Source organism: Anaerostipes sp. 992a (assembly GCF_001940245.1).
GTDB lineage: Bacteria > Bacillota > Clostridia > Lachnospirales > Lachnospiraceae > Fimousia.
The window spans coordinates 599735-625880 of sequence record NZ_MJIG01000004.1 but is presented as its reverse complement, the minus strand read 5'-3'; the positions used below and the strand labels follow the sequence as shown (position 1 = coordinate 625880).

At 40.2% G+C, this 26146-nt stretch carries 23 protein-coding genes; 20 read left to right on the top strand and 3 right to left on the bottom strand.

Going from position 1 to position 26146, the window contains the following annotated elements:
- Positions 1–96 precede the first annotated feature (96 nt).
- Together srlE and srlA are read right to left on the bottom strand one after the other, a co-directional pair.
- A complete protein-coding gene (srlE, locus tag BHF69_RS07255) occupies positions 97–1074 on the bottom strand; it encodes a PTS glucitol/sorbitol transporter subunit IIB (protein WP_075670372.1) in 978 nt (325 codons plus the stop codon).
- 15 nt (positions 1075–1089) lie between these two features.
- Entirely contained in the window at positions 1090–1611 is a 522-nt protein-coding gene (srlA, locus tag BHF69_RS07250) for a PTS glucitol/sorbitol transporter subunit IIC (RefSeq protein WP_075670371.1), read from the bottom strand.
- 494 nt (positions 1612–2105) lie between these two features.
- On the opposite strand from srlA, the gene BHF69_RS07245 reads away from it, so the two are divergent.
- The 15 genes from BHF69_RS07245 (at position 2106) to BHF69_RS07175 (ending at position 16337) form a co-directional block, all read left to right on the top strand.
- A complete protein-coding gene (locus tag BHF69_RS07245; protein ID WP_075670370.1) occupies positions 2106–4220 on the top strand; it encodes a glutamine synthetase III family protein in 2115 nt (704 codons plus the stop codon).
- Between the two features lie 160 nt (positions 4221–4380).
- Positions 4381–5169, top strand: a complete 789-nt coding sequence (locus BHF69_RS07240; protein WP_075671763.1) for a polysaccharide deacetylase family protein — start codon at positions 4381–4383, stop codon at positions 5167–5169.
- Between the two features lie 100 nt (positions 5170–5269).
- Complete coding sequence (locus BHF69_RS07235) at positions 5270–5608, top strand: P-II family nitrogen regulator (RefSeq protein ID WP_075670369.1); 339 nt, start codon at positions 5270–5272, stop codon at positions 5606–5608.
- 367 nt (positions 5609–5975) lie between these two features.
- Positions 5976–6533, top strand: coding sequence for a manganese efflux pump MntP (locus BHF69_RS07230; RefSeq protein ID WP_075670368.1), 558 nt, complete (start codon positions 5976–5978; stop codon positions 6531–6533).
- Between the two features lie 11 nt (positions 6534–6544).
- The gene (locus tag BHF69_RS07225) at positions 6545–7474 is read left to right on the top strand and encodes a calcium/sodium antiporter (RefSeq protein ID WP_075670367.1); all 930 of its coding nucleotides are present in this window, start codon (positions 6545–6547) and stop codon (positions 7472–7474) included.
- A gap of 18 nt (positions 7475–7492) precedes the next feature.
- Complete coding sequence (locus tag BHF69_RS07220; protein ID WP_075670366.1) at positions 7493–8809, top strand: bifunctional folylpolyglutamate synthase/dihydrofolate synthase; 1317 nt, start codon at positions 7493–7495, stop codon at positions 8807–8809.
- A complete protein-coding gene (locus tag BHF69_RS07215; protein ID WP_075670365.1) occupies positions 8778–9257 on the top strand; it encodes an HD domain-containing protein in 480 nt (159 codons plus the stop codon). The genes BHF69_RS07220 and BHF69_RS07215 overlap by 32 nt, the downstream gene beginning before the upstream one ends.
- Positions 9254–10063, top strand: coding sequence for a dihydropteroate synthase (gene folP / locus BHF69_RS07210; RefSeq protein ID WP_075670364.1), 810 nt, complete (start codon positions 9254–9256; stop codon positions 10061–10063). The genes BHF69_RS07215 and folP overlap by 4 nt, the downstream gene beginning before the upstream one ends.
- A gap of 9 nt (positions 10064–10072) precedes the next feature.
- Entirely contained in the window at positions 10073–10891 is an 819-nt protein-coding gene (gene folK / locus BHF69_RS07205; RefSeq protein WP_075670363.1) for a 2-amino-4-hydroxy-6-hydroxymethyldihydropteridine diphosphokinase, read from the top strand.
- Positions 10888–12024, top strand: coding sequence for a chorismate mutase (locus BHF69_RS07200; RefSeq protein ID WP_075670362.1), 1137 nt, complete (start codon positions 10888–10890; stop codon positions 12022–12024). The genes folK and BHF69_RS07200 overlap by 4 nt, the downstream gene beginning before the upstream one ends.
- A gap of 16 nt (positions 12025–12040) precedes the next feature.
- Positions 12041–13345: an ATP-binding protein gene (locus BHF69_RS07195; protein ID WP_075670361.1), complete on the top strand. Its 1305-nt coding sequence runs from the start codon at positions 12041–12043 to the stop codon at positions 13343–13345.
- A 109-nt stretch (positions 13346–13454) separates the two neighbouring features.
- A complete protein-coding gene (locus BHF69_RS07190; protein WP_075670360.1) occupies positions 13455–14741 on the top strand; it encodes an adenylosuccinate synthase in 1287 nt (428 codons plus the stop codon).
- A 119-nt stretch (positions 14742–14860) separates the two neighbouring features.
- A complete protein-coding gene (lepB, locus tag BHF69_RS07185; protein ID WP_075670359.1) occupies positions 14861–15373 on the top strand; it encodes a signal peptidase I in 513 nt (170 codons plus the stop codon).
- 13 nt (positions 15374–15386) lie between these two features.
- Positions 15387–15872 (top strand): hypothetical protein, encoded by a 486-nt coding sequence (locus tag BHF69_RS07180; RefSeq protein WP_075670358.1) that lies wholly within the window; start codon positions 15387–15389, stop codon positions 15870–15872.
- Between the two features lie 12 nt (positions 15873–15884).
- On the top strand, positions 15885–16337 hold the full coding sequence (locus BHF69_RS07175) for a C-GCAxxG-C-C family protein (RefSeq protein ID WP_075670357.1): 453 nt from the start codon (positions 15885–15887) through the stop codon (positions 16335–16337).
- On the opposite strand, the gene BHF69_RS07170 is transcribed toward BHF69_RS07175, so the two are convergent.
- Positions 16334–17431, bottom strand: a complete 1098-nt coding sequence (locus BHF69_RS07170; protein ID WP_075670356.1) for a pyridoxal phosphate-dependent aminotransferase — start codon at positions 17429–17431, stop codon at positions 16334–16336. The genes BHF69_RS07175 and BHF69_RS07170 overlap by 4 nt on opposite strands.
- A gap of 138 nt (positions 17432–17569) precedes the next feature.
- Here BHF69_RS07170 and BHF69_RS07165 point away from each other — a divergent pair, with 138 nt between their 5' ends.
- From BHF69_RS07165 to BHF69_RS07145, 5 genes are all read left to right on the top strand, one after another.
- Positions 17570–20686, top strand: a complete 3117-nt coding sequence (locus BHF69_RS07165; RefSeq protein ID WP_075670355.1) for a DUF5717 family protein — start codon at positions 17570–17572, stop codon at positions 20684–20686.
- 10 nt (positions 20687–20696) lie between these two features.
- Positions 20697–21692, top strand: coding sequence for a DUF5716 family protein (locus BHF69_RS07160; protein WP_075670354.1), 996 nt, complete (start codon positions 20697–20699; stop codon positions 21690–21692).
- Between the two features lie 13 nt (positions 21693–21705).
- On the top strand, positions 21706–22452 hold the full coding sequence (locus BHF69_RS07155; protein ID WP_075670353.1) for a hypothetical protein: 747 nt from the start codon (positions 21706–21708) through the stop codon (positions 22450–22452).
- Positions 22452–23369 carry a hypothetical protein gene (locus BHF69_RS07150; RefSeq protein ID WP_075670352.1) on the top strand — a complete coding sequence of 306 codons (918 nt, stop codon included), beginning with the start codon at positions 22452–22454 and terminating at the stop codon, positions 23367–23369. Before BHF69_RS07155 ends, BHF69_RS07150 begins: the two co-directional genes overlap by 1 nt.
- 129 nt (positions 23370–23498) lie before the next feature.
- Positions 23499–26141, top strand: coding sequence for a valine--tRNA ligase (locus BHF69_RS07145; RefSeq protein WP_075670351.1), 2643 nt, complete (start codon positions 23499–23501; stop codon positions 26139–26141).
- Positions 26142–26146 lie beyond the last annotated feature (5 nt).

Genomic DNA, 26146 nt, shown 5'->3' with positions numbered 1-26146 from the left:
AGATTGGAAGGACCTCGTGCTTTTTTCTTATGAGTTATAAAATGTAAACGTTATAATAAAAATTGGAACATACATTTATGATCGGTTTTTTGCGTTTTATGCGTATAATCCAATACTTGCAATATATGCGATCACTACAGATAATGGTCCGGTTAAGACTCTGGAGTATAGTACGGAAGGTACACCAAGCTCGATTGTTTTAGAATCACATTCTGCAAGTGATAAGCCTACAGGAATGAAATCACAACCTACCTGGGCATTAATTGCAAATAATGCTGGGAGTGAATATTGTGCCGGAATTGCTTTTGTAGCAAACTGAGCACCTAATAAAGTACCTACAACCTGAGCGATTACAGCACCTGGTCCTAATACTGGAGACAGGAATGGCAATGCACATACGAAGGAAATTGCCAGCATACCAGGTAATGTAGAACACATAGGTGAAATCGTATTTGCGATAACATTACCTAATCCAGATGCGGAAATGATACCTAAAATTGTAGAGGTAAATGCCATGAATGGTAAAATGTTTTTGATTACCATATCGATGGATTCACGACCAGCTGCGAAGAATTTGTTTACAATCTTACCAATCGCGATGCCCAGTCGCGTGATAAAGTTTGCATCGGATGCAGCATTGTTTTCCCCGTCTTTGGAAGCCTGTGAATTACCAGAAGATTTTTCGGTAACAACAGCATCTTCACCAGCGAAAACAACCTGATCTTCGCCAACACCGGATACATAGATATCTTCTTTGATAAACTGAGCCAGAGGACCAGCCTGTCCAACTGGGTTTAGGTTTACCGTAAAAATTCCTTTTTTTGGATAAACTCCACATCTTGCAGTACCACCGCAGTCAACAACTGCGATCAATACTTCTTCATCTGGTACGTTGTTTTTATATCCATCTACAGCCACACCACCAGTCATTTCGGCGATTTTTGCAGCAACAGGATGAATCCCACCGCCTGCTGTGATGCATAGTACTTTATTTGCTTTATCCGTTGCCTGAATTGTTAATGGACCACCCCATCCGCCAGGTCCCTGCATAATTGTAACTGCTTTGTAACTCATGTTGATAACCTCCTTTTATGCATTTGAGCGGCCGTAGAGCATTAAGAAAATTCTTTCTGTAACTAAACCACGAATCAGAATGACTACTAAACCGACTAAGAAATAACGAACTGCCAAGTCTCCAAGTGGATATCCTGCTTCCTGAAGCCCAGATGCAATACCCATATAAACGAATAATTCGCCTGCATTTGCATGTGGAAAGAATCCAAGGACAGGATGTACAAAACTGATGGCTGCATCAAAGAAAGCTACTTTGTATTTTTCTTCAACAAAACGTCCGAAGGAATAACACATTGGGTTACCAACAGCGATTACGGAAAGTAATGGAAGTACTACATAACGGCAAAGACGATATTTTGTAATCTTTGCACAGAATGCCTCAACCTTTTCTTCACCGATAATCTTGATTACTGAGTTAACTGCTGTCATCAGACAGATTACGGTTGGAATGATGTTTGTAACCCAGCCAGACAATGTTGCTGCACCTGCTGAGAATAAACTCATAAAACCATTTGCAAAAGTAGAAATAAGTTCCATTTCTACCCCCTCCTCTCATAAAATAATTCATTGTTCCTGCATGTATGTAAAAATAAATAAGACAAACGGGTACCCAGCTGGAATGTCTCATTTATTGATACATCATTGTTAAATAAGTATACCACTTGTTAACAAATTATGAATTTATTATAAGAATTTAGATACCATTTGTCAATAATTACAATGATATGCATATAAATAAGACAATATACATAAAAAGGTTAAGTAATATGAATAAAAAGGTTAATATAAAACGATTATAAAGCATACCTATGGATAACTCAAAGGGAGAAATGGTATAGAAAAAAGTGCAGAAAAAAATAAAAAAAGACTTGATTTTTTTAAGAAAAGACTGTATCTTATAAATAAGTTAAATGAAAGAAGAGAAAAGGCAAGGGTGTCTCAGGTTAGTTAATGGAGGATTAACAGTTGAGATGCCTATTTTTATTTTAAATTCATTTTTCAATAAATCAATATCGAAAGGATGTTACGAGATGAAAGAAAAAATCAATGTTGCAGAAATCTTTGGATCTAATGTATTTGATGACAGTGTAATGAAAGCACGTCTTCCAAAAGCTGTTTATAAAGATTTGAAGAAAACAATCGAGAATGGAACTGAATTAAACCCAGCAATCGCAGATGTAGTAGCGAATGAGATGAAAGAATGGGCGATCGAAAAAGGGGCAACTCATTTTACACACTGGTTCCAGCCAATGACAGGTGTAACTGCTGAAAAACATGATGCCTTCATCAGCCCAACCGGAGATGGAAAAGTTTTATTAGAATTTTCTGGTAAAGAGCTTATCAAAGGGGAACCGGATGCATCATCTTTCCCATCTGGTGGATTAAGAGCTACATTTGAAGCAAGAGGATATACAGCATGGGATTGTACATCACCAGCATTTATCAAAGAAACACCAAATGCAACAATTCTTTGTATTCCAACTGCTTTCTGTTCTTATAAAGGAGAAGCTCTGGATAAGAAAACTCCATTATTAAGATCCATGCAGGCATTAGATATTCAGGCTGTACGTGTATTAAGAGCATTAGGCAATACAACAGCTAAGAAAGTTAATACATCTGTAGGACCAGAACAGGAATATTTCTTAGTAGATAAGAAAAAATACTTACAGAGAAAAGATTTGATCTTTACTGGTCGTACATTATTTGGTGCTATGCCTCCAAAAGGTCAGGAATTAGATGATCATTACTTTGGAACCATCAAGGAAAGAATCGCCGGCTTCATGAAAGAATTAAACGTTGAATTGTGGAAGCTTGGTATTACTGCAAAGACACAGCATAACGAAGTAGCTCCAGCTCAGCATGAATTAGCTCCAATTTATGCTTCTAACAACGTAGCAACTGATCATAACCAGTTGATCATGGAAACTATGAAGAGAGTTGCTGACAGACAGGGTCTGGTATGTTTATTACATGAAAAACCATTTGCAGGAATCAATGGTTCAGGTAAGCACAACAACTGGTCTATGGTAACCGATGACGGACAGAACTTATTAGATCCAGGTAAGACACCTCATGAAAATGAACAGTTCTTATTATTCTTAGCTGCGATCATTTCTGCAGTAGATAAGCATGCGGATTTACTTCGTATGTCAGCATCTACACCAGGTAATGACCACAGATTAGGAGCAAACGAAGCACCACCTGCAATTATCTCTATCTTCTTAGGAGAACAGTTAGAAGACGTTGTAAAACAGCTGATCACAGTTGGGGAAGCTACCAGCTCTAAGCAGGGAGCACCTTTAACCTCAGGAGTACATACATTACCAGCATTTGAAAAGGATGCTACAGACCGTAACCGTACATCACCATTTGCTTTCACTGGTAATAAATTCGAATTCAGAATGGTTGGTTCTACACAGTCTATCTCTGACCCTAACGTAGTATTAAATACCATCGTTGCTGATGAATTAGCAGAAATTGCAGATAAATTAGAAAAAGCTGACAACGCTAAGATGGAAGCTCATGAATTAGTAAAAGAATTATTAACTGCACATAAGAGAGTAATCTTTAATGGTAACGGATATTCTGACGAATGGGTTGAAGAAGCAGAAAGAAGAGGTCTTCCAAACTTAAAATCTATGGTAGATGCAATTCCTTCTTTAGTAACTGAAAAATCAATCTCTATGTTTGAAAAACATGGTGTATATACAAAAGATGAATTGGAATCTCGCGTAGAAATCTTATTTGAACAGTATGCAAAGGTAATCAACATCGAAGCGTTATCAACATTAGATATTGCTAAGAAGCAGATTGTTCCTGCAGTCATCAAATATCAGACCAGCCTTGCAGAATCCATCAATACATTAAAACAGGCTGCTGCTGTTGATACTAGCGTACAGGAAGAATTATTAACTGCTGTAACAGAAAACTTAAGAGAATTATTTACAGCGATCGAAGAATTAGAAAAAGTAGAATCAGAAGCATCTGCAATGGAAGATGACGTACAGGCTCAGGCAAGATACTATCATGATGTAGTATTTGAAGCAATGGGTAAAGTTCGTAAACCAGCAGATACATTAGAAATGTTAGTAGATAAAGCTGCATGGCCAATGCCAAGCTATGGCGATTTATTATTCGAAGTATAATTTTCCAGTAGTTGTCTCCTGTCTCTATGTGAATAGGCAGTTGAGAAAGAAAACGTACTCAGATTATTTATGTATATACCGCATGCCGAAAGGTGTGCGGTATATTTTTTTTGTTTTGGCATATCCTAAAGGCAGAAAAAAGAAATATGGAAGGGATAGTATGTCAAAAAGATGGTTGCTCATCCTGCTTACAGGCATCGGTGCATTGATCGGGGCTGCAGGTTTACAGGCGGGAAGGACGGCGGGGCTTTTGCTAGCAGGACAAAAAGATGCAAAAATAGAAGAATGGATTGCCAGCAATGCCAATGCGGGAAGTAAATATGCATATCTAACCTTTGATGATGGACCATCGGAGAGTACGGATGAGATTTTGGATGTTTTAAAAGAGGAGAAGGTGAAAGCTACTTTTTTTGTTGTGGGTAAGGAAGGCAAGCTGTCCAGGCGGCGGTATCAACGAATTGTGGAAGAAGGTCATACTCTTGGCATGCATTCGTATAGTCATGATTATAAAGAAATCTATAGCAATGTATCTGCTTTTTCCAGGGATATCAAAAAGTTGGAAAAATATCTTTATCAGGTAACAGGAGTGCATCCGAAGGTATTTCGTTTTCCGGGAGGAAGCAGTAATTCTGTTGCGGGAAATATTAAGCCGTATATTCAATGGATCAACGACCAGGGATACCAATATTATGACTGGAATGCACTAAGTGGAGATGCCATTAACTTTCGTGTGTCACCACAGATATTAAATGAGAATATCCTAAAGGATATTCATGGACAAAGTCCGGTGATCATTCTGATGCATGATCTTGCAGAGGCGGGGCATACGGTGGAAGCCTTGCCAGATCTGATCAAGGCGCTGCGGGAACAGGGATATGAATTGCGGGCTATTTCTGAGCGTACCCAGGCTATTCATCATGTATCGATAAAAGAACAAAATGAGTATTGACAAATGGGTAGAAATCATGTAAACTCTAAATCAGTAAGACAAAGGCGTTTTGAATAATATTCAGAGCGCCTTTCTTTTTTTCTAAGGAGATGATTAAAATATGAAAATGGTTCAGGTGGTATTTAGACCAGAGAGATTAAATGATTTAGAAGAATGTGTACGGAAGTTGGATGTAGGTGGATTAAATCTTACGAATATTATGGGATATGGACGCCAGAAAGGATATGTAAAGATGTATCGTGGCGTAAAACAAAATGTAAATCTTCTTCCATATATGAAAGGTGATATTGCAGTTCAGAAAGAGGATGTGGATAAAGTAGTGTCTGCCATTGAAGAACAGTTGGCAACAGGATCTTATGGAGATGGTAAGATTTTTATCCGGGAAGTAGAAGATGCAGTTCGTATCCGTACAGGAGAAACAGGCCGTCAGGCACTATAAAAGCCTTCAATTTTTCAATTTCATATATATTATTTATGGGAACGGGATACATTTTTGTATCTCGTTTTCAATTTTCAGTTGTATTGAAATATAATTGACAAAGGAAGCTATTATCCAGTATAATGATAAAAATATCTCATGAGGGAGTAGTTTGCGTACGACTAGTACGTGGTTTGTCAACATCATGACAGTGGAGAGCACAGTCTGGCAAATCTTAAAGAATGAGACTCATGTATGTCTGGAAGTCCGGGCATGCATGAGTCTCATTTTGTTTTTGCCATATAAGAAAATTCGTTCCCTATATGAGTGTGAGATTTTTTTGGACATTACATATTTCAAAAATGGGTTGGAATGGAGGAAGTAAAAGATGAATTTAATGGAATTGTTTTTGATTGCAGTAGGACTTGCAATGGATGCTTTTGCGGTGTCGATCTGCAGAGGGCTGGCCATGAAGGAGATGGATAAAAAACTGGCCTTTACGCTGGCAGCTTTTTTCGGAGGATTTCAGGCATTGATGCCCCTGCTTGGATGGATTTTTGGAAGTCAGTTTGCATCCATGATACAGGAGTTTGATCATTGGATCGCATTTATATTGCTGTTGATCATAGGATTTGAAATGCTGAAAGAGGGATTGAGTCACGAAGAGGAGGAAGTGAAAAGTGTAACATCCTTAAAGGAAATTCTTATGATGGCCATAGCGACCAGTATTGATGCATTGGCGGTAGGAGTGACATTTTCGTTCTTAAAAGTTTCGATTGTAAAAGCCATTACGGTTATCGGAGTGATTACCTTTGCGATATCTTTGGCGGGGGTGAAGATTGGAAATGTATTCGGAATAAAATATAAGCAGCGCGCAGAAATTTTTGGCGGGCTTGTATTGATTGGGATAGGAACGAAGATACTACTACAGCATTTATTTTTTTAGGAGGAAGAACGATGATATGGAATGTGATTTTGCTAGTGACAGGTTTTATTCTATTGATGAAGGGTGCAGATCTATTCGTAGATCAAAGTGCAAAAATCGCAATGAAATTTAATGTACCTCAGATCGTGATCGGACTGACCATTGTAGCATTTGGAACCAGTGCACCAGAAGCGGCCGTCAGTCTGACTGCTGCGTTTAAGGGAAATGTCGGCATTACAGTGGGCAACATACTGGGAAGCAATATTATGAATGTATGGCTGATTCTTGGAGTTGCATCTCTATTCTCAGTCCTTCATATCCAGAGAACAACAGTAAAGTATGAAATGCCATTGGTAATCGGAGTTTCCATTGTTTTGGCAATGATTGGTGTGTATGGGCATATGCTGGGTAGAATCGACGGAATTATTCTATGGCTGATCTTTATCGGATTTTTTATATATCTGCTTCGCCTTTCAAAGACACAGGACAATGAAGATGAGGAAGAACTGACTGAGAAGGATACCATGCCACGGCTCGTGTTTCTTACCATACTTGGAATGGCAGGAATCGTGTTTGGGAGCCGTTTGACCGTCAATGGAGCTACAGGGATTGCAACAGTACTTGGAATCAGCGATCGTATCATCGGATTGACCATAGTGGCATTTGGAACTTCGCTTCCAGAATTGGTTACATCTGTATTAGCAGCAAGAAAAGGAAAAGCGGATATTGCAGTGGGCAATATTATTGGAAGCAATCTCTTTAATATTTTATTTGTCATTGGAAGTGTTTCTCTGATCCATCCGATTCCATTTGATGAGGCGTTTTATACCGATGCAATGGTTTGCATTTTTGCAGTGGTGCTGTTATTCTTATTAACAGTAAGAAAAAAAGAATTGGATCGTGGTGCAGGTGTCATTATGCTAGCCTGTTACGTAGTGTATTTTGCAAATCTGGTTTCTTAGATGATTGGAGTTGGAAAGATGAATAGTCGGGAAACAATAGAATATTTAGACGAAATAAAAAAATATGGAAGCGTGTTAGGACTGGATTCCATTAAAAATCTGTTAAAGAGAATTGGGGATCCGCAGGATCAGTTAAAAGTCATTCATATTGCCGGGACCAATGGTAAGGGAAGTATTTTGGCCATGGTAGAAAGTGTTTTGTTAAGAAGTGGATACCGGACGGGCAGGTACCATTCGCCGGTGCTGTTTGATCGAAGGGAAGCGTTTCAGATCAATGAGCAATGGATTACTATGGATAAGCTGTGCAGTCAGGTAACAAAGGTAAAAGAAGCAGCCGATGCGATGGAGGCGGAAGGTCTGCCTTACCCTACCAGCTTTGAAGTGGAGACAGCAGTTGCTTTTTCCTATTTTTTGGATGAAAAGGTGGATGTGGTTCTATTAGAAACCGGTATGGGAGGCCGACTGGATGCTACCAATGTGGTAAAAAAACCACTGGTGGAGATTATAGCCTCTATCAGTATGGATCATATGCAGTTCCTGGGAGATACCATTGAAGAGATTACACGGGAAAAGGCAGGAATTATTAAAGAAGATACGGATGTGGTTTTGTATCCATCTGATGTGAATATTTATGCAGAGGTAGCCCAAGTATGTGAAAAGAATCATGCCAGACTTACGATGGCACAACAAAATCAGGTGCGCGTATTGAGCCAGAGTATAGACGAGCAGAGCTTTTCCTATCGAAGCAGTCGGGGACATTATTATGAGAAGATGACCATTCCTCTTTTGGGCGGGCATCAGATTTATAATGCGATAACAGCCTTAGAGGTACTGGAATGTTTGAAAAAGTATTTTTGCATGGGAACCTTTGAGGTAGAAGAGGGATTTCGAAGAACAAGATGGCCGGGCAGATTAGAGGTGATCGGCAGTGCTCCTCTGATTATCCGGGATGGTGCACACAACGAAGATGCGGCCAAATGCTTATCCAGGTTTTTAGAAAAGAATTTTACAAATAAAAAGATTTTCTATATAATAGGAGTATTAAAGGATAAAGAGTATGAAAAAATATTAAAGATCATGGAGCCATATGCCGATGATGTCTATACGGTAACGCCGGAAAGTCCAAGAGCATTGGAGGCTTCGGCATTGACAGAATGTGCAAAGAAATATTATAAGCATGTACATACTGCGGTAAAGGTGAAGGACGCTGTGGAAATGGCACTTGAACAGGCATCCGATCAGGATGTGATTTTTATATTTGGTTCCTTATCATTTATGAAAGAGACAGAGGACTTAATAAAAGATGGAACGATATCAAAAGGTTGCAGAGCATAAGAAACTAAAATCATATATGCAAAGCATTGCGACATCAGAGAAAAACAGGGTGTTTTGCAGACATAACTGGGAACATTTGCTGGCAGTCGCAAGAATTGCATATATATTAGCGTTGGAGGAAGAAATTCCAGTTTCGAAAGATCTGATCTATGCGGCGGCACTTTTACATGATATAGGAAAGGAAGCCCAGTATACGAGAGGAATTCCACATGAGATAGAGGGAGCTCTTCTTGCAGAAGGGATTTTAAAGGATTGCGGCTATCTTCCAGAGGAGATCAGGCAGATTACAGAGGCTATATTAGGGCATCGGGTTTATCGGGAGTCCTATACGGATTTTCAGAAGCTTCTATATCGGGCGGATAAGCTGTCCAGACCATGTAGGGATTGTGCAGCATCAGCAGAGTGTAACTGGTCAGAAGAAAAGAAGAATACAGGAGTGACGATATGATTATTGGCAAGAAAAAATTTGATACAGAAAAACAAGGATATATTATGGGAATCCTGAATGTAACACCGGATTCCTTTTCCGATGGCGGACATTATAATGAACTGGATGCAGCACTCTTTCAGACGGAGAAAATGCTGAAGGAAGGTGCAGCTATTATTGACATTGGCGGAGAGTCTACCCGTCCTAATCATATCAAGATTTCTGATGAAGAGGAGATTCAGAGGGTTGTGCCTGTCATCGAGGCGGTAAAGAAGAATTTTGATACGGTGATTTCACTGGATACTTATAAAACTCCTGTGGCAAAGGCAGGAATTTTGGCAGGTGCAGATCTGATCAATGACATCTGGGGGCTGAAATGGGATAATACCATGGCAAAGGTAATTGCCGACAGTAAGGTATCTGCCTGCCTGATGCATAATCGAAGAGAGATGGATTATACCGATTTTATCAACGATGTGATGGCTGATCTGAGAGAAACGATGGATATGGCTAAAGAGGCAGGAATTTCCAAAGATAAGATCATGCTGGACCCGGGAATTGGTTTTGCCAAGGATCTTTCACAGAATCGTCTTATGATGAAGCATCTTTCCAGAATGAAGGAATTTGATGTGCCGGTTCTTCTCGGAACATCCAGAAAGTCTATGATCGGTCTTACACTGGATCTTCCGGTGGACCAGAGAGAGGAAGGAACTATGGCGACTACAGTTATGGGCTATATGGCAGGATGCAGATTTTTCCGTGTCCATAATGTGGAAGCTAATTATCGGGCATTGAAGATGACAGAGGCTATTTGTAATCAGGAATAGGAGATAGGAATGTCAGATTATATTCGAATTTATGATTTGGAAGTATATGCGAATCATGGAGTATACAAAGAGGAAAATGTATTAGGACAGAAGTTTTTATTTTCTCTGGAGTTAGAAGTGGATATGCGAAAGGCGGGCATCAGTGATGATCTAAAGGATTCCATCAACTATGGTGAGGTTTGCCAGAGTATTCATGAGTATGCCAGAACGCATACATTCCAGCTGTTGGAATGTCTGGCAGAGTCTGTGGCCCGTATGCTTCTGATGAAATACAGGGAGATCGTTTCGCTGAAGCTTGAGATCAAAAAGCCGTGGGCGCCAGTAGGATTGCCACTTGATACGGTCTCCATAGAGATTACCAGGAAGAGACACAAGGTTTATTTAAGCATTGGCTCTAATATGGGAGATAAAAAGGCATATCTGGATGGCGCTTTAAAAGAGCTGGAAGAACATCCGATGATTCAGGTGGAAAAATGTTCGGATTATCTGATCACAGCACCTTATGGAGGGGTGGAACAGGATGACTTTCTGAATGCCTGTCTTGAGATTTCCACAGTATTGTGGCCAGAAGAGCTTTTGGAAGCCCTTCATAAAATAGAAGGACATGCCGATCGAAAGAGAGAGATTCATTGGGGACCGCGGACGTTGGACCTGGATATCTTATTTTATGATGATTGGATCATGGATACAGCAGATCTGATCATTCCTCATAAGGAAATACCGTTGCGGGATTTCGTTTTAACGCCGCTGGCGGAAATTGCACCGGAGTTTGTACATCCGGTATTAAAAAAGAATATTTTACAATTAAAAGAGGAGTTAGAACAATGAGAGAGTTAGAAGAGATTCGGGCGGACATCGACGATATTGACGAAGAGATTGTCCGTTTATTTAAACGGCGCATGGATTGTGCAGGTGAGGTTGCCCGCTATAAGATTGGGAAAGGAAAAGAGATTTTAGATAAGAATCGGGAACAGGCTAAGATTTCCAGAGCATTGGCGGTTATGAATGACAGCAAGTATGATCAGGCGGTAGAGGAGTTGTTTATGCAGCTGATGTCATTAAGCCGCCGCTATCAGTATCGTATTCTTGGTGAGGTAGATACTTATATCGAGGATCATTTTACAAGAGTGGATGAATTGCCAATCGACCAGAATACGACGGTGGTATATCAGGGAATTCCAGGAGCTTATCAGGAAGAAGCAATGGTAAAATTCTTTGGCGAAGAAGTAAAGAACTTCTCAGTAAAGGAATTTAAGGATGTATTAGTGACATTGGATGAGGGAAAAGCCGATTATGGAATCCTTCCAATTGAGAACAGCTCAGCCGGTACGGTCAGTGGAATTTATGATCTGCTTTTGGAGCATGACGTATTCGTAGTAGGAGAAGTACAGGTGGCCTGTAAGCACATGCTGGCAGGACTGCCAGGTACCAATCTTCGTGAGGTAACTACGGTATATTCCCATCCACAGGCATTGATGCAGTGTGATAAATTCCTGTCCGTATATCCATGGGGAAAGGCAACGGCTCTTAATACAGCTATGGCGGCAAAGAAAGTGTCGGAAGAGGGATTGAAAAGACATCTGGCAATCTGTAGTGAAAGAGCAGCAAAACTCTATGGACTGGAGATTTATGCAAGAGAGATCAATCATGAGTCTAACAACTGTACCCGTTTTGTTGTTTTCTCCAAAAAGAAATTATATCGAAAAGATGCAAAGAAAGTAAGTGTCAGCTTCTCGCTTCCAGATGAACATGAAATCGGAAGTTTACATAGTATATTGGGACATTTTACCTTTAACAGTGTCAATATGACCAACTTAGAGTCCAGACCATTGCCAAATCGGCGCTGGGAATATGGATTTTATATTGATGTTATGGGGAATCTGATGGACCCAGAGGTGGAGAACGCATTAAAGGGAATTCGTGAAGAAGTATATGATTTTAAAATATTAGGAAATTACTAGAAAAGAGGCAGAAGCAATGAGAGCATACGAGATGGTGATCTATCGTGACATGAATCAGGATGAAATTTTTTCTAATTTGTGTCAGGTGATCGATGGCTATAAAAAAATGGAGAAGGCAGAAGTACGAAAGAGAATCTTTCAGGGTATTTCCGGTTTGATCGAAGCTGGACAGAGCAGAGGATTCAGGGGGAATCTTTGGCATATTTATATTACATTTCTGCTGGCAAATGATGAGAATTCGTATAGCCGTTTCTGTGAAAAGAAGGGTACCATGGAAGGAAGCATGACGCAGCTGCTCAGACATGATATGGAAATCATCAAGTATTATATGGATTTTAACTGGCACGAGATCGAAGAATATATCGGTATGGAGTTTGTAAATCTATTTGATGCATTTATACCAGCTGCCGCGAAAGGAGTTGTATTTAACCAGGTGCTGCGAGATAGGATGGATGCTCTTGCAGTGAAGCTGGCCAGTGAAGACATTGATTCCATGTGCCAGGAGATCAGCAGCTTTTATGGAGAATACGGTGTTGGCAAATTTGGTCTTCATAAGGCATTTCGCATTCAACATACGGATGCAGAAGCCAAGATTGTACCGATCGTCAATAGTTCCAGCGTAAAACTGGAGGATATCGTAGGCTATGATCTGCAAAAGCAGCAGCTGATCGATAACACACAGGCATTTGTGGAAGGAAAAAAAGCCAATAATGTATTGCTTTACGGAGATAGTGGTACAGGAAAATCAACCAGCATCAAAGCAATCTTGAATCGATATTATAAAGATGGGCTAAGAATGATTGAAATCTATAAGCATCAGTTCCAGGATTTGAATAGTGTCATTGCTCAGATTAAAGATCGAAATTATAAATTTATCATTTATATGGATGATTTGTCTTTTGAGGAATCCGAATTGGAATATAAATATTTAAAAGCTGTCATCGAGGGAGGATTGGAAATTAAACCAGATAATGTATTGATTTATGCCACATCCAACCGTCGCCATCTGGTAAAAGAGACATGGGATGATCAGAAGAAGATCGGTGATGACATTCATGGAAATGATTCGAAGCAGGAGAAGATGTCTTTATTTGCTCGTTTTGGGGTTGCTATCTACTATGGCTCTCCAGTAAAGAAGGAATTTTTAAATATTGTACATACATTGGCAGAGCGGGAAGGAATCGATCTGCCGAAGGAAGTCATCGAGCAGAAGGCAATTCGTTGGGAGCTGACTCATGGTGGATTTTCCGGGCGGGCTGCTGAGCAGGTTATTACGCATTTAAAGGGAACCAAGCTTGACATGGATAATAAAAAGATTTAGAATATACCGTGTATGCGTAATTGCCAATTAGGATTGGCATGGCAGAAGCCGGTATGGTTTTCCAATTTGGTAACACTCAATTTATATACATTTAGGAGGATATTAACTCATGGTAAAAGCGATAGTAGGAGCTAACTGGGGAGACGAAGGTAAAGGTAAGATTACGGATATGCTTGCGCAGGATTCAGATATTGTCATCCGATTCCAAGGTGGAGCAAATGCTGGTCATACAATTATTAATGATTATGGTAAGTTTGCACTACATACACTGCCTTCTGGTGTGTTTAACGACAACACTACCAGTATCATCGGCAACGGAGTGGCATTAAATATCCCTGTTTTATTTAACGAAATGAAAGAAATCGAAGCACAGGGAGTACCTGCACCAAAATTATTAGTATCTGACCGGGCACAGATCGTAATGCCTTACCACGTTTTATTCGATCAGTACGAAGAAGAACGTCTGGGCGGAAAATCCTTTGGTTCTACAAAATCAGGAATCGCACCATTTTATTCTGATAAATATGCGAAAATTGGTTTTCAGGTTAGTGAATTATTTGATGAAGAATACTTAAAAGAAAAAATTGCAAATGTATGCGAACAGAAGAACATCCTGTTAGAACACTTATACCATAAACCAAAAATCGATGAAGAAGAATTGTTCCAGACATTGATGGAATATAGAGATATGGTAGCACCTTATGTATGTGACGTATCTTTATACCTTCATAATGCAATTAAGGAAGGAAAGGATATCTTATTAGAAGGTCAGTTAGGTTCTCTGAAAGATCCTGATCATGGAATTTATCCAATGGTAACCTCTTCTTCTACATTGGCAGCATATGGGGCAATCGGAGCTGGTATCCCTCCATATGAAATCAAACAGGTGATTACCGTTGTAAAGGCATACTCCAGTGCAGTTGGAGCAGGTGCTTTTGTAAGTGAGATCTTCGGCGAAGAAGCAGATGAATTAAGAAGACGTGGCGGAGACGGCGGAGAATTCGGGGCAACGACAGGACGTCCAAGACGTATGGGATGGTTTGATATTCCAGCTTCTAAATATGGATGTAGAATGCAGGGAACAACAGACGTTGCATTTACAGTTCTGGATGTACTTGGATATCTGGACGAGATTCCAGTATGTGTTGGATATGAAATCGATGGAGAAGTAACAACCGAGTTCCCAACAACCAGAACATTAGAAAAAGCAAAACCAGTATTGGAAGTTTTACCAGGATGGAAGTGTGATATCAGAGGAATCACAAACTACGATGATTTACCAGAAAATTGTAAAAATTATATTGAGTTTGTAGAAGAACGATTAGGATATCCAATTACGTTAATCTCTAATGGTCCTGGTAGAAATGAGATCATTTACCGTGGATTTAAGAAGTAAGAAAGACGGAGTTCGTCTGTACACTTTTGTGTAAATAAGAGCAGGTATCGTAAGGTGCCTGCTCTTTCGATTCTGTCAGGGTCGAAGGTGAGATAAATGGATAGGAAAGGGGTGGTTCCATGAAAAGTGAAATTACCAGTTGGATAAAATGTATTATATTAGCAGTCATCTTGGCGGTGTTTGTCAGTGAATTTCTGATCGTAAATTCCAGAATCCCAAGTGGTTCCATGGAGAATACCATTATGACGGGGGATAAGCTGATCGCACTGCGAACGGCCTATTGGTTCCATGAACCAGAACGAGGAGACATTGTAGTCTTTGAATATCCAGACGATCCAGAGGAGTTGTTTATTAAGAGAATCATCGGTCTTCCTGGCGAAAAGGTAGAAATCATCGATGGTAAAGTGTATATTAATGATAGCAAGGAGCCTTTGGAGGAAGATTATATTAAAGAAGAGATGGAAGGAAGCTTTGGTCCTTATGATGTGCCAGAGGGCTGTTATTTTATGATGGGAGATAATCGAAACGATTCGTTAGATTCCCGTTTTTGGAATGATAAGTATGTAAAAAAGGATGCCATCCTGGGCAAAGCAAAGCTTCAGTATTATCCTAAGATCAAGCTGATTAAATAAGGAGGTTGTTAAGATGAAAAAGTTTTTAACAGTATGTCTGTGTGTATGTCTGGTATGTACGGTTGTAGCCTGCGGGAAAAAGACTCAGAAAGAAGGCAATGAGGATACGACGAAAAAGGCGGCCACAGAAAAGACAACAGAAGATCAGGACCTGGAAAAAGTTACGGAATTGGAAAAAGAAGGTGACCAGATTACTTTTGGTGAGATCAAAAGTGGATTGAATTTTAAAGCAAAAGGGAGTAAAGTAACGTTTCGATTCGAGGAGATCGGTCAGTTGGATAATTCTTTGAAGATGGTTTTTTCTCTGACCAATACTTCTTCAGGAGAAGCAAAAGAAATCAAAATTTCCGGGAAAAAGGATGCTTATACCTTTAAGAATCTGAAAAAAGGAGAAGATTATTATCTTGAGGTATATCCAACCGAAGTGGCTTCTTCTGATGCAGAACTTGAGAAAATCGAGAAGAAGAATAGCAGCTGTATGTTGCTCATTGAACAGTAAAGGGTGGGCAATATGGATCTTACAAAAAGTCCTCATGGGCAGAAAGCTATGGAATATTTCAAGGAAGGATATAACTGTGCTCAGTCTGTGCTGCTGGCATACGCCGAGGAATGTGGTATGGAAAAAGAGATGGCAGTACGGTTAAGTTCATCCTTTGGAGCAGGAATGGGACGTCTTCGCCAGGTTTGCGGGGCAGTCTCCGGTATGTTCATGGTAGCTGGCATGTTATATGGCTATGATTCTCCAAAAGATCAGAAAGGTAAGGCAGAGCATTATCAGAGGATTCAACACCTGGCGGCCAGATTTCGTGAGGAGAATGGAAGTATTATCTGTAAGGAGCTTTTAGGACTTACTGAAAATACGTTTAGTCATATTCCGGAAGAACGGACAAAAGAATATTATAAAAAAAGGCCATGCGGACAGATCGTCGGCATGGCGGCTGCAATGTTAGAAGAAGAGGCTTAGGAAAGTACTTCGCGAAAAGCATCCATAAGTGCTACATTCTTCTCATGACTCATAAAGCAGAAACGGACAAAGGTCTCATCGAGCCCGGCGAAATCAGAACAGTCGCGGATCATGAGGCCTTTTTTGATACAATGAATAAAAAGGTCAGAGGATGTCAGTCCTTCTTTTAAAATCTTCACAAGAATAAAATTTCCATAGGAGTCATAATACCTGACATGATCCATGGCATCCAGCTGTTCCTGGCAATAAGCTCTTTCTGTATGAGTGAATGCTTTGGAGTGGTGAATATAATCGTGGTCAGAGAACATGATTTCTCCGGCAACACCGGCCAGAGAGTTGATGGTCCATGGATTCTTTATTTCTTTCATGCGGTCATAAAGCGCTTCATTGCTACAGATGGAATAGCCAAGGCGGAGCCCTGGGGCTGCAAAGAATTTGGAAATTCCACGAAGAATGACCATATTCGGATAGTGCTTTGTCAGCGGAATAGAAGTAACTGCTTCCATATCCGGTGAGAACTCAATATAAGTCTCATCGATGAGAACAAAGGTATCTGTCTTCTGGCAATGTTTTACAATCTGCTCCATCTCCTGTCTTGGGATGATCGTTGAGGTAGGGTTGTTAGGATTGCAGATGATCAGAAGATCAATCTCAGCTGTAATATCAGCCAGAAGTGCATCGATATCGATGTGAAACTGATTTTCTTCTTTTAAATAATGGTAGAGGCAGCTACCTCCAGAAAGGGAAATTTCTCTTTCGTATTCGGAATAGGTTGGAGAGAGAATCAGGGCTTTTTTCGGATTTTGAATCTGGATGAACAGACCGATCAGCTCTGTGGAACCATTGCCTACCATAATGCTGGAAAGAGGAGCATTCGTATAAATGCTGATGGCATTTCGAAGATCCGTATATTCCCGATCTGGATAGGATGTGATAGCATCAATGTGTGCGGATAAGTTGGCACGCAGCATTGGAGAAATGCCAAGGGGATTGACATTGGCGCCAAAACTGGTGATATCTTCCTTTTTAATGCCAAATACTTTTTCAACTTTTTCTAAGTCACTTCCGTGAAAATGCTCTTTTACTTTATTCATAAATCTAACTCACTTCTTTTCATATTCTGGGGTTTTTGGTATACTAGTAAAGAATACTATGCCATTTTGTGGAAAGAAAATGGACATAGTTTTCTTTCAAATTAACATTATAGACAGAAAACGAGGAAATGGCAAGTTATGAAAGAAAATCTCAGTCTTTTTTTGGAGGCAGCAAAGTTAAATATTCAGGAAGCAAAAAGGATTTTTTTTGGCGAGAATTTTAAAAAGTTCTATCTTCAGGAGGAGACAGAGCTACGTAATATTTATGATCAGCTGATGATGGGGAAGAACCGGAATCAGATTTTAGAAGAATTTTTAATCTGTACAGGAGCCAAGGAACGAGTTTCCTTTGAAATAGAAAAAGAAGAATATCAGGTATCCAGAGATCAGGAATATCTGCAGATTCCCATTCATCAGAAGAATTGGGGTTATGAAGAGATGGACGTACGTGTCTATCCGCATCTGAAGACAGAAGCTTCTCTGATCACTACGGAGCAGTTTCAGGATATGACCTATGAACTTTGTGTTGATCTGAGAAATGCTTCGGAAGAAATGACGGAAGGAATTGTGGAACTGGATACAGCTTTTGAACATTTTAAGATCATAATTCGCTTTTATGAGGCAGAAGAAGAGCAGTCACAGAGAATGTGGAAAAAGGTGCAGCAGATTTATCTGGATTTTCGGTGCGGAAAATGCAGCGTTGAGGAATATTGTCAGAGAACCTGCGATTGCATAGGTGAGGAATGTGGAATCTTAGAAGATCTGCTAAGACTTCAGCTGGCGATCATAGGAAAACGAGAAGAGGAAGCCAGAAACCGCATGGAGCAGATGAATGAAAACCGGCCATGGGAAGAAGGCGAGATGATCGAAAGCTATTATTATTATCTGAAAGCTTTGTATGAGAAAAATCCGCTGACCACCAAAAGTGCAGTAAAAATTATCAGGGACAATGCCAAACGGGTACAGGAAGATAGAGCATATTGTTTATGGATGCTGATGTATCTGGATGAGGAAATTGTCTTTTCCAATAAAAAGCAGCTAGAGGAAATCAAAAAGCTCTATCAGGAAGGTATCATTGCTCCAATCCTTCAGTACGAGACCGCAAGCATTTGGAATCGAAATCCCCTGTTTATAAAAGAAGTAAATGGATTTACCGTAGAGCATATGAAGTTTGGTCTGAAGTATAAGATTTTGACCAAAGAGGTATTAGACCAATACGTGAGGGTTATAAGAAGAACGGATCGATTGGCAGGAGAGGCATTCTGGATATTGGAAGAAATCTATCGAAATTATCCAGAGGAAGAATACTTGGAAAGTATCTGCAGAACGATTTTGCGAACAGGACAGTGGAAGAGAGAATATCATGTTTACTTGAAAGAAGCAGTACAGCGATCCATGAAGATGCTCGGACTGTTTGAAGCATATATCCGTACGCTGGATCCGGAAGAGTATGAGCAGCTAGAGCCGGCAGTACTTCATTATTTTTCCTACAGCAACAGTCTGTCTACAGAGGAAAAGGCATATCTTTATGCTAATATTCATGCGAATCGGAAGGAATATGGAGAAATCCTTAACAATTATACGCAAAAAATCAATGTATTTGTATTAAAAGCCATTGAGCAGGGACTGATGACAAACCCAGCAGTATATTTATACCAGCAGTATCTTCCGGATTTGATGGGAAGTGAGGCTGGACTGATTGCTTTTCCGAATATTATTTTTAAGAAAAAGCTGATCTGTCATAATAAGAAGATGAAGACAGCAGTGATCAAACATATGGAAAAAAGCCAGTCGGATTTTTATGAATTAAAGGATGGCATAGCATATTGTGACATTTATTCAGACCAGTTTATGGTCATGTTCCTGGATGAAAAAGAGGATCCGCATATAGCGGAAGTGTTCTGGGAGATGGAAGCACTGTGGAAGGAACAGCTTTATTTTGATAAATGCAGAACCAAGAATACCTTCCATGAGAAGGTTCTGCTGGCAGAAGCAGCTCAGTATGTGAAGAAGACCCAGCTTTCTGATGAGGAAGCCAAAACAGCTCAAAGACTAATGGATCTTCAGATTTTAAGCGATGATGCGAAAGAAATGATACTGGAGCTTTTGTTGAACTATTATTATGAAAATCATAATTATGAGAAATTAGAAGAATATCTGGGACAGGTGCGATGGGAAAAGCTTCAGGAGAAGAACCGAGCATCGGTAATTGAATATTTTATCAGCCAGGAGATGTATGAAGAGGCATTAAAGGGAATGGAACGATATGGTTTTGATGTGATCCGCATTCAATTACTGGAAAAGGTTGTTCGTTATCTGCTGAAGCACCTTCAGGGAAGAAAATCCATGTTTGCTGCCAAGATGTGTGAGGCAGTATTCCTGCAGGGAGAGGCTGGAAAGGAAATTCTTACTTATCTTCAGCTGCATATACCGCCAGAAGCGGATTATCTGGATCAGCTATGGCAGCAGGGGATAGAGCAGGGAGTTTATGACGCAGGATTCACTGATCATCTGCTGGCACAATTTTTAAAGGAAGACGCAAAGGAGGAATATTATATAGAAATCTTCTTAGAGTCTTTGAGACGTGGCAACCAAAATGGATTGGATCTGCTGTTTGAACGTTTTTGTCAGTGGCATTATCTGGATGGGAAAAAGCTTCCAGAAGAATTCTTTGACTATTTGACCAGATTTCTTGACGAAAAAGGCTGGGATAACAGTTTGCTGAAACCATTATCATGGTTGAAGTATCAGGTGGAGCGGGAACAGCTTTCTGATCGGGAGCAAATGTTAGCAAGCCAGATCATTGGATGGTTTATGGAGCGGGATATTTATCTGGAATTGTTTGTTGGATTTCAGGATCGCATCCCAATTCCAAAGATTCTTTTCTGTATTAGCTTTGTTTCGTACCAGGGACTTTCTGGACAGAAGGTTATGATGCATTGTCAGGAAGAAAAAGAAGCGATGATAAAGGAAGAAATGATGACGGAATTAGGCGATGGAAGATATGTGGGCTGGTTTCTTTCTTTTCTGGATGAACATCCAGATGTTTATGTTACCATTCAGGGAGACGATCGGAAGTATCGTAAATCCGTAAAGGTTGCTTATCCGGCGGAAGAAAATATGGGGCTTAAGTATCATAAGATCAATGAAATGCTGGCCAATGTACACAGTAGTCAGGTTTATGATATGATAGAGCAGTACGGGGAAATGGAATATATGATGGAGCGATCCCTGCAGCCTTGGATGGAAGAATAGGAGTGTAACAATGATTTACGGATTTGATTTTACAGATAATATTTGTTATATCAGCAGCTATGATGGAGATGAGACGAAGGAGCTTCCAGCCTGTCCATGCCCCATTGAAATCGAAGAGCGGATGGCATTTATCAATGATTACCGAAAGGATACTCAGGATGCTGCAGTGATCACGGTAGAAACCCTGACAAAAGAACTGGTGGATGCAGTGGAAAAGGAAAAAAACCTGACTTTTTTATCAAAGGAAGAAGCCTTTGTGGAATATGTGCTGCAGAATGAAAAAGGTGTCTGGCAGAGGAATACGGCCGTATTTGAATTTCATAAAGGAAGTTTTTGCTTCTATGCGGCAGGACGCAGGGGAAAGACCATTATGACAGAAAAGGAAGACATAATGCTTCCAGAGAAGGGCCTGAATTCGGCCAGGGAAAAGGACAAGTTCTTTACAAAATGGGTGGCTGAAAAGCTGAATCACAGACAGATTTCTACAGTATATCTAATCGGAGAGGAATTTGAGGGAGAGTGGATGGAGCTGAGCTTAGCATCCGTATGTCACGGTCGAAGAGTCTTTATGGGGAATCATCTTTTCTCCACCGGGGCAATGCTTTGGAAGGCAAAGCCATTGGAGAAAAAGGATAAGGTCATGACCGGGGATTATCATCCATATTATTGGGGAATCCGTGCATTCCACCAGGGGAAAAAGGATGTGTTCGTACCGATCATTCAGCCGGGAAGCCTGTGGTTTCATACAGAAGGAAGGATTGATGTCCTGATGGATGAGTGTGAAGAATTGGAAATTGAAGGAATGCATTCCATCAGCCGTCAGGAGATGAAGCTTACGATGCCGTTGGGACTTAGGCAGGAGCATCCAACGAGGACATCCAAGTATCGAATTACGATGCGATGTACCGGTACCAAAGGGATGGTAGCGGCTGTTTATGATATTGGATTTGGTGCCAGCAGAAAGGGCACTGGACTGATTTATCAGGAAGAATTTAAACTGCCATAAGAGGTGTAAGGATATGGGACAGATAATTTTATGTGAGACGAAAGAGGCGGAGAGAACCTATGAATTTACCTCTTTCCATCAGACAATTTCAACATATGAGGAATTATGCTTCTGCATTCGGGAGCATTTCCTGTTTTTTGTGGAAGAAGGAATTTCTAAGGAGCTATTACAGTGGATTGCCAATGATCTTGAAATTCGGGATTTGGAACAGGAGTGGGCGAAGCTTTCCACACCGCGGGAAAAATTTCAGAAGCTGATCTCCTGCAGAAATTATTTTCTTCCGCAGGAAATCAGCGTATTGATGAAAAAGTACGATCGCTATGAGCGAATGACGGATTCTGAACGAAAGGTTCGCCTGGGAGATGAATATTTAAAGCAAAAGCGGTATGAAAAAGCGCTGAAGCAATATCGTATGTCTGATACCAGGGAAGAGGACGGAAGAACGCTTTATAATATGGCAGTCTGTTATGCACACCAATGGGATTTTGAAACAGCAAAGGGTTTATTTTTTAAATCCTATCAACTGACGAAGAGAAAAAGGGCACTGGAGGCTTATTTTTCCATCCTGATGTTTCAGGGGGAGTTTGCATCGGTAAAGATTATGGCAGGAACGGATTATCCAGCCTTTATGAAGAAGTGGGAGACATGGAAGCAGCAGTGGAAACAGCATTCGTTAGAGCAGAAGAAAACGGAAAACAATCAATATAAAAAGCAAAAGCTGAAACAATGGAAAAGAGAGTACCGCAAGGAGATGGAATAATGGATAAGAAACAGCGATTGATGAAATTATATGAGGCTGAGATCCAGAAAATATCCGAAATCAGAGAGGATATGGATTCCCTGGCTGAGATGTCAGATGATCAGCTGATTGTTCTGGTGGAAAAGGCAGGAAAATGCAGCAGGATTCAACAAAAGGCATGGGAGCAGATATGTGGAAATGACATTGCAAGGAAGGATGTCAGCACTATCTTAGAGCATCGCAGCGAGATGAAAAAGGATTTGGATCATATGAAACAGCTGGAGATGGAGACGGATATTCTGACCAAAGAGATCAAGGAGCAGAAGGAAATCTTAAAGCAGTATAAAAATGAGCAGAGGAAAGAAAAGATTTCTATAAGGAATAAATGGGTGCTGGCCATTTCCTTTGGCATCATGTTCCTATGTTCTGTATTGTTTCATATTGCCATGTTTAAGATCTATCATACACTTCTGATACCGAGCTTCATTTTGTTGGGTGGCATCCCGCTGGCGGGAGCGATGATCTTTTCTTATTCCTTACGACAAGATCTTCTGGAAGAAGAAGACGAAGTGGAAGAAGAGATTCTTCAGAGTGAGATTGATGAGAAAATGGAAAAAATGAAAGAAGATCAGGAAATGCTGCAGTTTTATGAAGATAAGTATAAAAGTGTCTTTGATGAAATGGATGATTATATGTGGGACGCTTATCCATATGTGGAGAAAATCCTTAAGAAACTGGATTATCGGGAGGATTATCAGAAAGCCAGAAATGAATACGAAGGAATCATGGAAATTCTCCATTTTCGGCATCCGGAAGTATACTTGTACTTTCCTGAGATTTTCCTTGTGGAAAAGGAGCAGGATGAATTCCTGCAGAAGATGCAGAAGCGGATGGAAAAAATTGATGAATATTTGGTGCAAACCATGGAAACTGCTTGACAGACATTTAAAGATTGCATAAAATATGATAGAATATGTAAAATATAGAGCGAAAGCCGAGTAGCATTACCAGCTCTTCGTCCTTTGGATGGAGGGCTTTCTCTTTAAAATAAACAAGGAGCTAAGAAAATGAGTAAAGAATTAGAAAAGAATTATAATCCGTCTGAAATTGAAGACCGATTATATCAGAAATGGCTGGATAATAAATATTTCCACGCAGAAGTAGACAGAAGCAAGAAACCATTTACCATCGTGATTCCACCTCCAAATATTACAGGAAAGCTTCACATGGGACATGCATTGGATGAAACGCTGCAGGATATTTTAATTCGTTTTAAAAAGATGCAGGGTTATAATACATTATGGCAGCCGGGGACAGACCATGCCAGCATCGCAACAGAAGTTAAGATTATTGAAAAATTAAAAAAAGAAGGAATAGAAAAGTCTGATCTTACCAGAGAAGAATTTTTAGACCATGCATGGGCATGGAAGGAAGAATATGGCGGAACCATCATCAGCCAGTTAAAGAAATTAGGCTCTGCCTGTGACTGGGATAGAGAACGATTTACTTTAGACGAAGGATGTTCAAAAGCAGTAGAAGAAGTATTCGTAAAATTATATGAAAAGGGATATATCTATAAAGGATCCAGAATCATTAACTGGTGTCCGGTATGTAAGACTTCCATCTCTGATGCAGAAGTAGAACACGTAGATCAGGCAGGACACTTCTGGCATATTAATTATCCGGTTGTTGGAAGCGATGAGGTAGTTGAAATCGCAACAACAAGACCGGAGACATTATTAGGAGATACGGCAGTTGCTGTACATCCGGATGATGAACGCTACAGCCATCTGGTTGGCAAGATGCTTGAGCTTCCTCTTTGTAATCGTCAGATTCCGGTAGTAGCGGATGCATATGTAGATAAAGAATTTGGAACTGGATGTGTAAAAATCACACCTGCTCACGATCCAAACGACTTTGAAGTTGGAAAACGTCACAATCTTCCGGAGATTAATATTATGAATGATGATGCTACCATCAACGAATTAGGTGGCAAATATGCAGGAATGGATCGTTATGAAGCACGAAAAGCAATCGTGGCAGATCTTGAGGAACAGGGATATTTAGTAAAAGTAAAAGAACATACACATGCAGTAGGAACTCATGACCGTTGTAAAGCGACCATCGAACCTATGATCAAGCCTCAGTGGTTTGTTAAGATGGATGAATTGGCAAAACCTGCCATCGAAGCCATTGAAAAGGGAGAATTAAAATTCGTTCCAGAGCGTTATACGAAGACATATCTTCATTGGCTGGAAAATATCCGTGACTGGTGTATTTCCAGACAGTTATGGTGGGGACACAGAATTCCTGCATACTACTGTGATGAATGTGGGGAGACTGTTGTAGTAAGAGGCGGTATGCCGGAAAAATGTCCAAAATGTGGATGTACACATCTGACACAGGATGAAGATACTCTGGATACATGGTTCAGTTCAGCATTATGGCCATTCTCCACACTTGGATGGCCAGATCAGACAGAGGAATTGGATTATTTCTATCCAACCAATGTACTGGTAACCGGATATGATATTATCTTCTTCTGGGTAGTACGTATGGTATTCTCTGGATATGAACATACTGGAAAGGCTCCTTTTGATACAGTATTGATTCATGGCCTGGTTCGTGATTCCCAGGGAAGAAAGATGAGTAAATCCTTAGGAAATGGAATCGATCCATTGGAGATTATCGAACAGTACGGTGCAGATGCCTTAAGATTTACACTGGTTACCGGTAATGCACCAGGAAACGATATGCGTTTTTATATGGAACGTGTGGAAGCAAGCCGTAACTTTGCCAATAAGGTATGGAATGCATCCAGATTTATGATGATGAATTTTGAACAGGCAGATTTCTCAGATGTAACCCTTGCTGATCTGACAAGTGCAGATAAGTGGATCTTATCCAAATTCAATACTGTTGCCAAAGATGTAACGGACAATATGGAAAAATATGAGCTTGGAATTGCAGTTCAGAAGATCAATGACTTTATCTGGGAAGAATTCTGTGACTGGTACATTGAAATGGTAAAACCTCGTTTGTATAGTGAAGAAGACGAAACAAAAGCAGCTGCTTTGTGGACATTGAAGACGGTTCTTGCGGAATCTCTGAAAATGTTGCATCCATTTATGCCGTTTATTACAGAAGAAATATATTGCAATTTAACAGATGAAGAATCCATTATGCTGGCACAGTGGCCGGAGTACAAGGAAGAATGGAATTTTGCAGATGACGAAACAGCAGTGGAAACCATTAAGGAAGCAGTTCGAGGTATCCGTAATATTCGCGCAGAGATGAACGTATCTCCAAAGAAAAAGGCAAAGGTATATGTTGTTTCCGAAAATGAAGCTGTTCGGAATATCTTTAAAAATGGAGAAATATTCTTCGCAACCTTAGGCTATGCCAGCGAAGTCATCATACAGAAGGATAAGAGCGGTATTGCTGATGATGCTGTTTCTACAGTAATTCCAGAGGCAGTCATCTATATGCCATTTGCTGAACTGGTAGATATAGCGAAAGAGTTGGAACGTCTTGGAAAAGAACGTAAAAAACTGCAGGGTGAGATTAAGCGCTGCCAGGGAATGTTAAGTAATGAACGTTTTATTAGCAAAGCTCCTGAGAAGAAGGTTTTGGAAGAACGTGAAAAATTAGAAAAATATACACAGATGCTTGCACAGGTTGAAGAGCGTCTGAATCAGCTTGAAGCTTAATAAGG

Excerpts from the sequence above, each read along its gene's own strand:
- BHF69_RS07245 (WP_075670370.1), top strand. The coding sequence starts at position 2,106 with ATGAAAGAAAAAATCAATGTTGCAGAAATCTTTGGATCTAATGTATTT.
- folP (WP_075670364.1), top strand. The coding sequence starts at position 9,254 with ATGATTATTGGCAAGAAAAAATTTGATACAGAAAAACAAGGATATATT.
- folK (WP_075670363.1), top strand. The coding sequence starts at position 10,073 with ATGTCAGATTATATTCGAATTTATGATTTGGAAGTATATGCGAATCAT.
- BHF69_RS07155 (WP_075670353.1), top strand. The coding sequence starts at position 21,706 with ATGGGACAGATAATTTTATGTGAGACGAAAGAGGCGGAGAGAACCTAT.
- BHF69_RS07145 (WP_075670351.1), top strand. The coding sequence starts at position 23,499 with ATGAGTAAAGAATTAGAAAAGAATTATAATCCGTCTGAAATTGAAGAC.
- BHF69_RS07240 (WP_075671763.1), top strand. The coding sequence starts at position 4,381 with ATGTCAAAAAGATGGTTGCTCATCCTGCTTACAGGCATCGGTGCATTG.
- BHF69_RS07165 (WP_075670355.1), top strand. The coding sequence starts at position 17,570 with ATGAAAGAAAATCTCAGTCTTTTTTTGGAGGCAGCAAAGTTAAATATT.
- BHF69_RS07175 (WP_075670357.1), top strand. The coding sequence starts at position 15,885 with ATGGATCTTACAAAAAGTCCTCATGGGCAGAAAGCTATGGAATATTTC.
- BHF69_RS07180 (WP_075670358.1), top strand. The coding sequence starts at position 15,387 with ATGAAAAAGTTTTTAACAGTATGTCTGTGTGTATGTCTGGTATGTACG.
- BHF69_RS07170 (WP_075670356.1), bottom strand. The coding sequence starts at position 17,431 with ATGAATAAAGTAAAAGAGCATTTTCACGGAAGTGACTTAGAAAAAGTT.
- srlE (WP_075670372.1), bottom strand. The coding sequence starts at position 1,074 with ATGAGTTACAAAGCAGTTACAATTATGCAGGGACCTGGCGGATGGGGT.
- BHF69_RS07230 (WP_075670368.1), top strand. The coding sequence starts at position 5,976 with ATGAATTTAATGGAATTGTTTTTGATTGCAGTAGGACTTGCAATGGAT.
- BHF69_RS07200 (WP_075670362.1), top strand. The coding sequence starts at position 10,888 with ATGAGAGAGTTAGAAGAGATTCGGGCGGACATCGACGATATTGACGAA.
- BHF69_RS07220 (WP_075670366.1), top strand. The coding sequence starts at position 7,493 with ATGAATAGTCGGGAAACAATAGAATATTTAGACGAAATAAAAAAATAT.
- BHF69_RS07235 (WP_075670369.1), top strand. The coding sequence starts at position 5,270 with ATGAAAATGGTTCAGGTGGTATTTAGACCAGAGAGATTAAATGATTTA.
- BHF69_RS07225 (WP_075670367.1), top strand. The coding sequence starts at position 6,545 with ATGATATGGAATGTGATTTTGCTAGTGACAGGTTTTATTCTATTGATG.
- lepB (WP_075670359.1), top strand. The coding sequence starts at position 14,861 with ATGAAAAGTGAAATTACCAGTTGGATAAAATGTATTATATTAGCAGTC.
- BHF69_RS07150 (WP_075670352.1), top strand. The coding sequence starts at position 22,452 with ATGGATAAGAAACAGCGATTGATGAAATTATATGAGGCTGAGATCCAG.
- srlA (WP_075670371.1), bottom strand. The coding sequence starts at position 1,611 with ATGGAACTTATTTCTACTTTTGCAAATGGTTTTATGAGTTTATTCTCA.
- BHF69_RS07195 (WP_075670361.1), top strand. The coding sequence starts at position 12,041 with ATGAGAGCATACGAGATGGTGATCTATCGTGACATGAATCAGGATGAA.
- BHF69_RS07160 (WP_075670354.1), top strand. The coding sequence starts at position 20,697 with ATGATTTACGGATTTGATTTTACAGATAATATTTGTTATATCAGCAGC.
- BHF69_RS07215 (WP_075670365.1), top strand. The coding sequence starts at position 8,778 with ATGGAACGATATCAAAAGGTTGCAGAGCATAAGAAACTAAAATCATAT.
- BHF69_RS07190 (WP_075670360.1), top strand. The coding sequence starts at position 13,455 with ATGGTAAAAGCGATAGTAGGAGCTAACTGGGGAGACGAAGGTAAAGGT.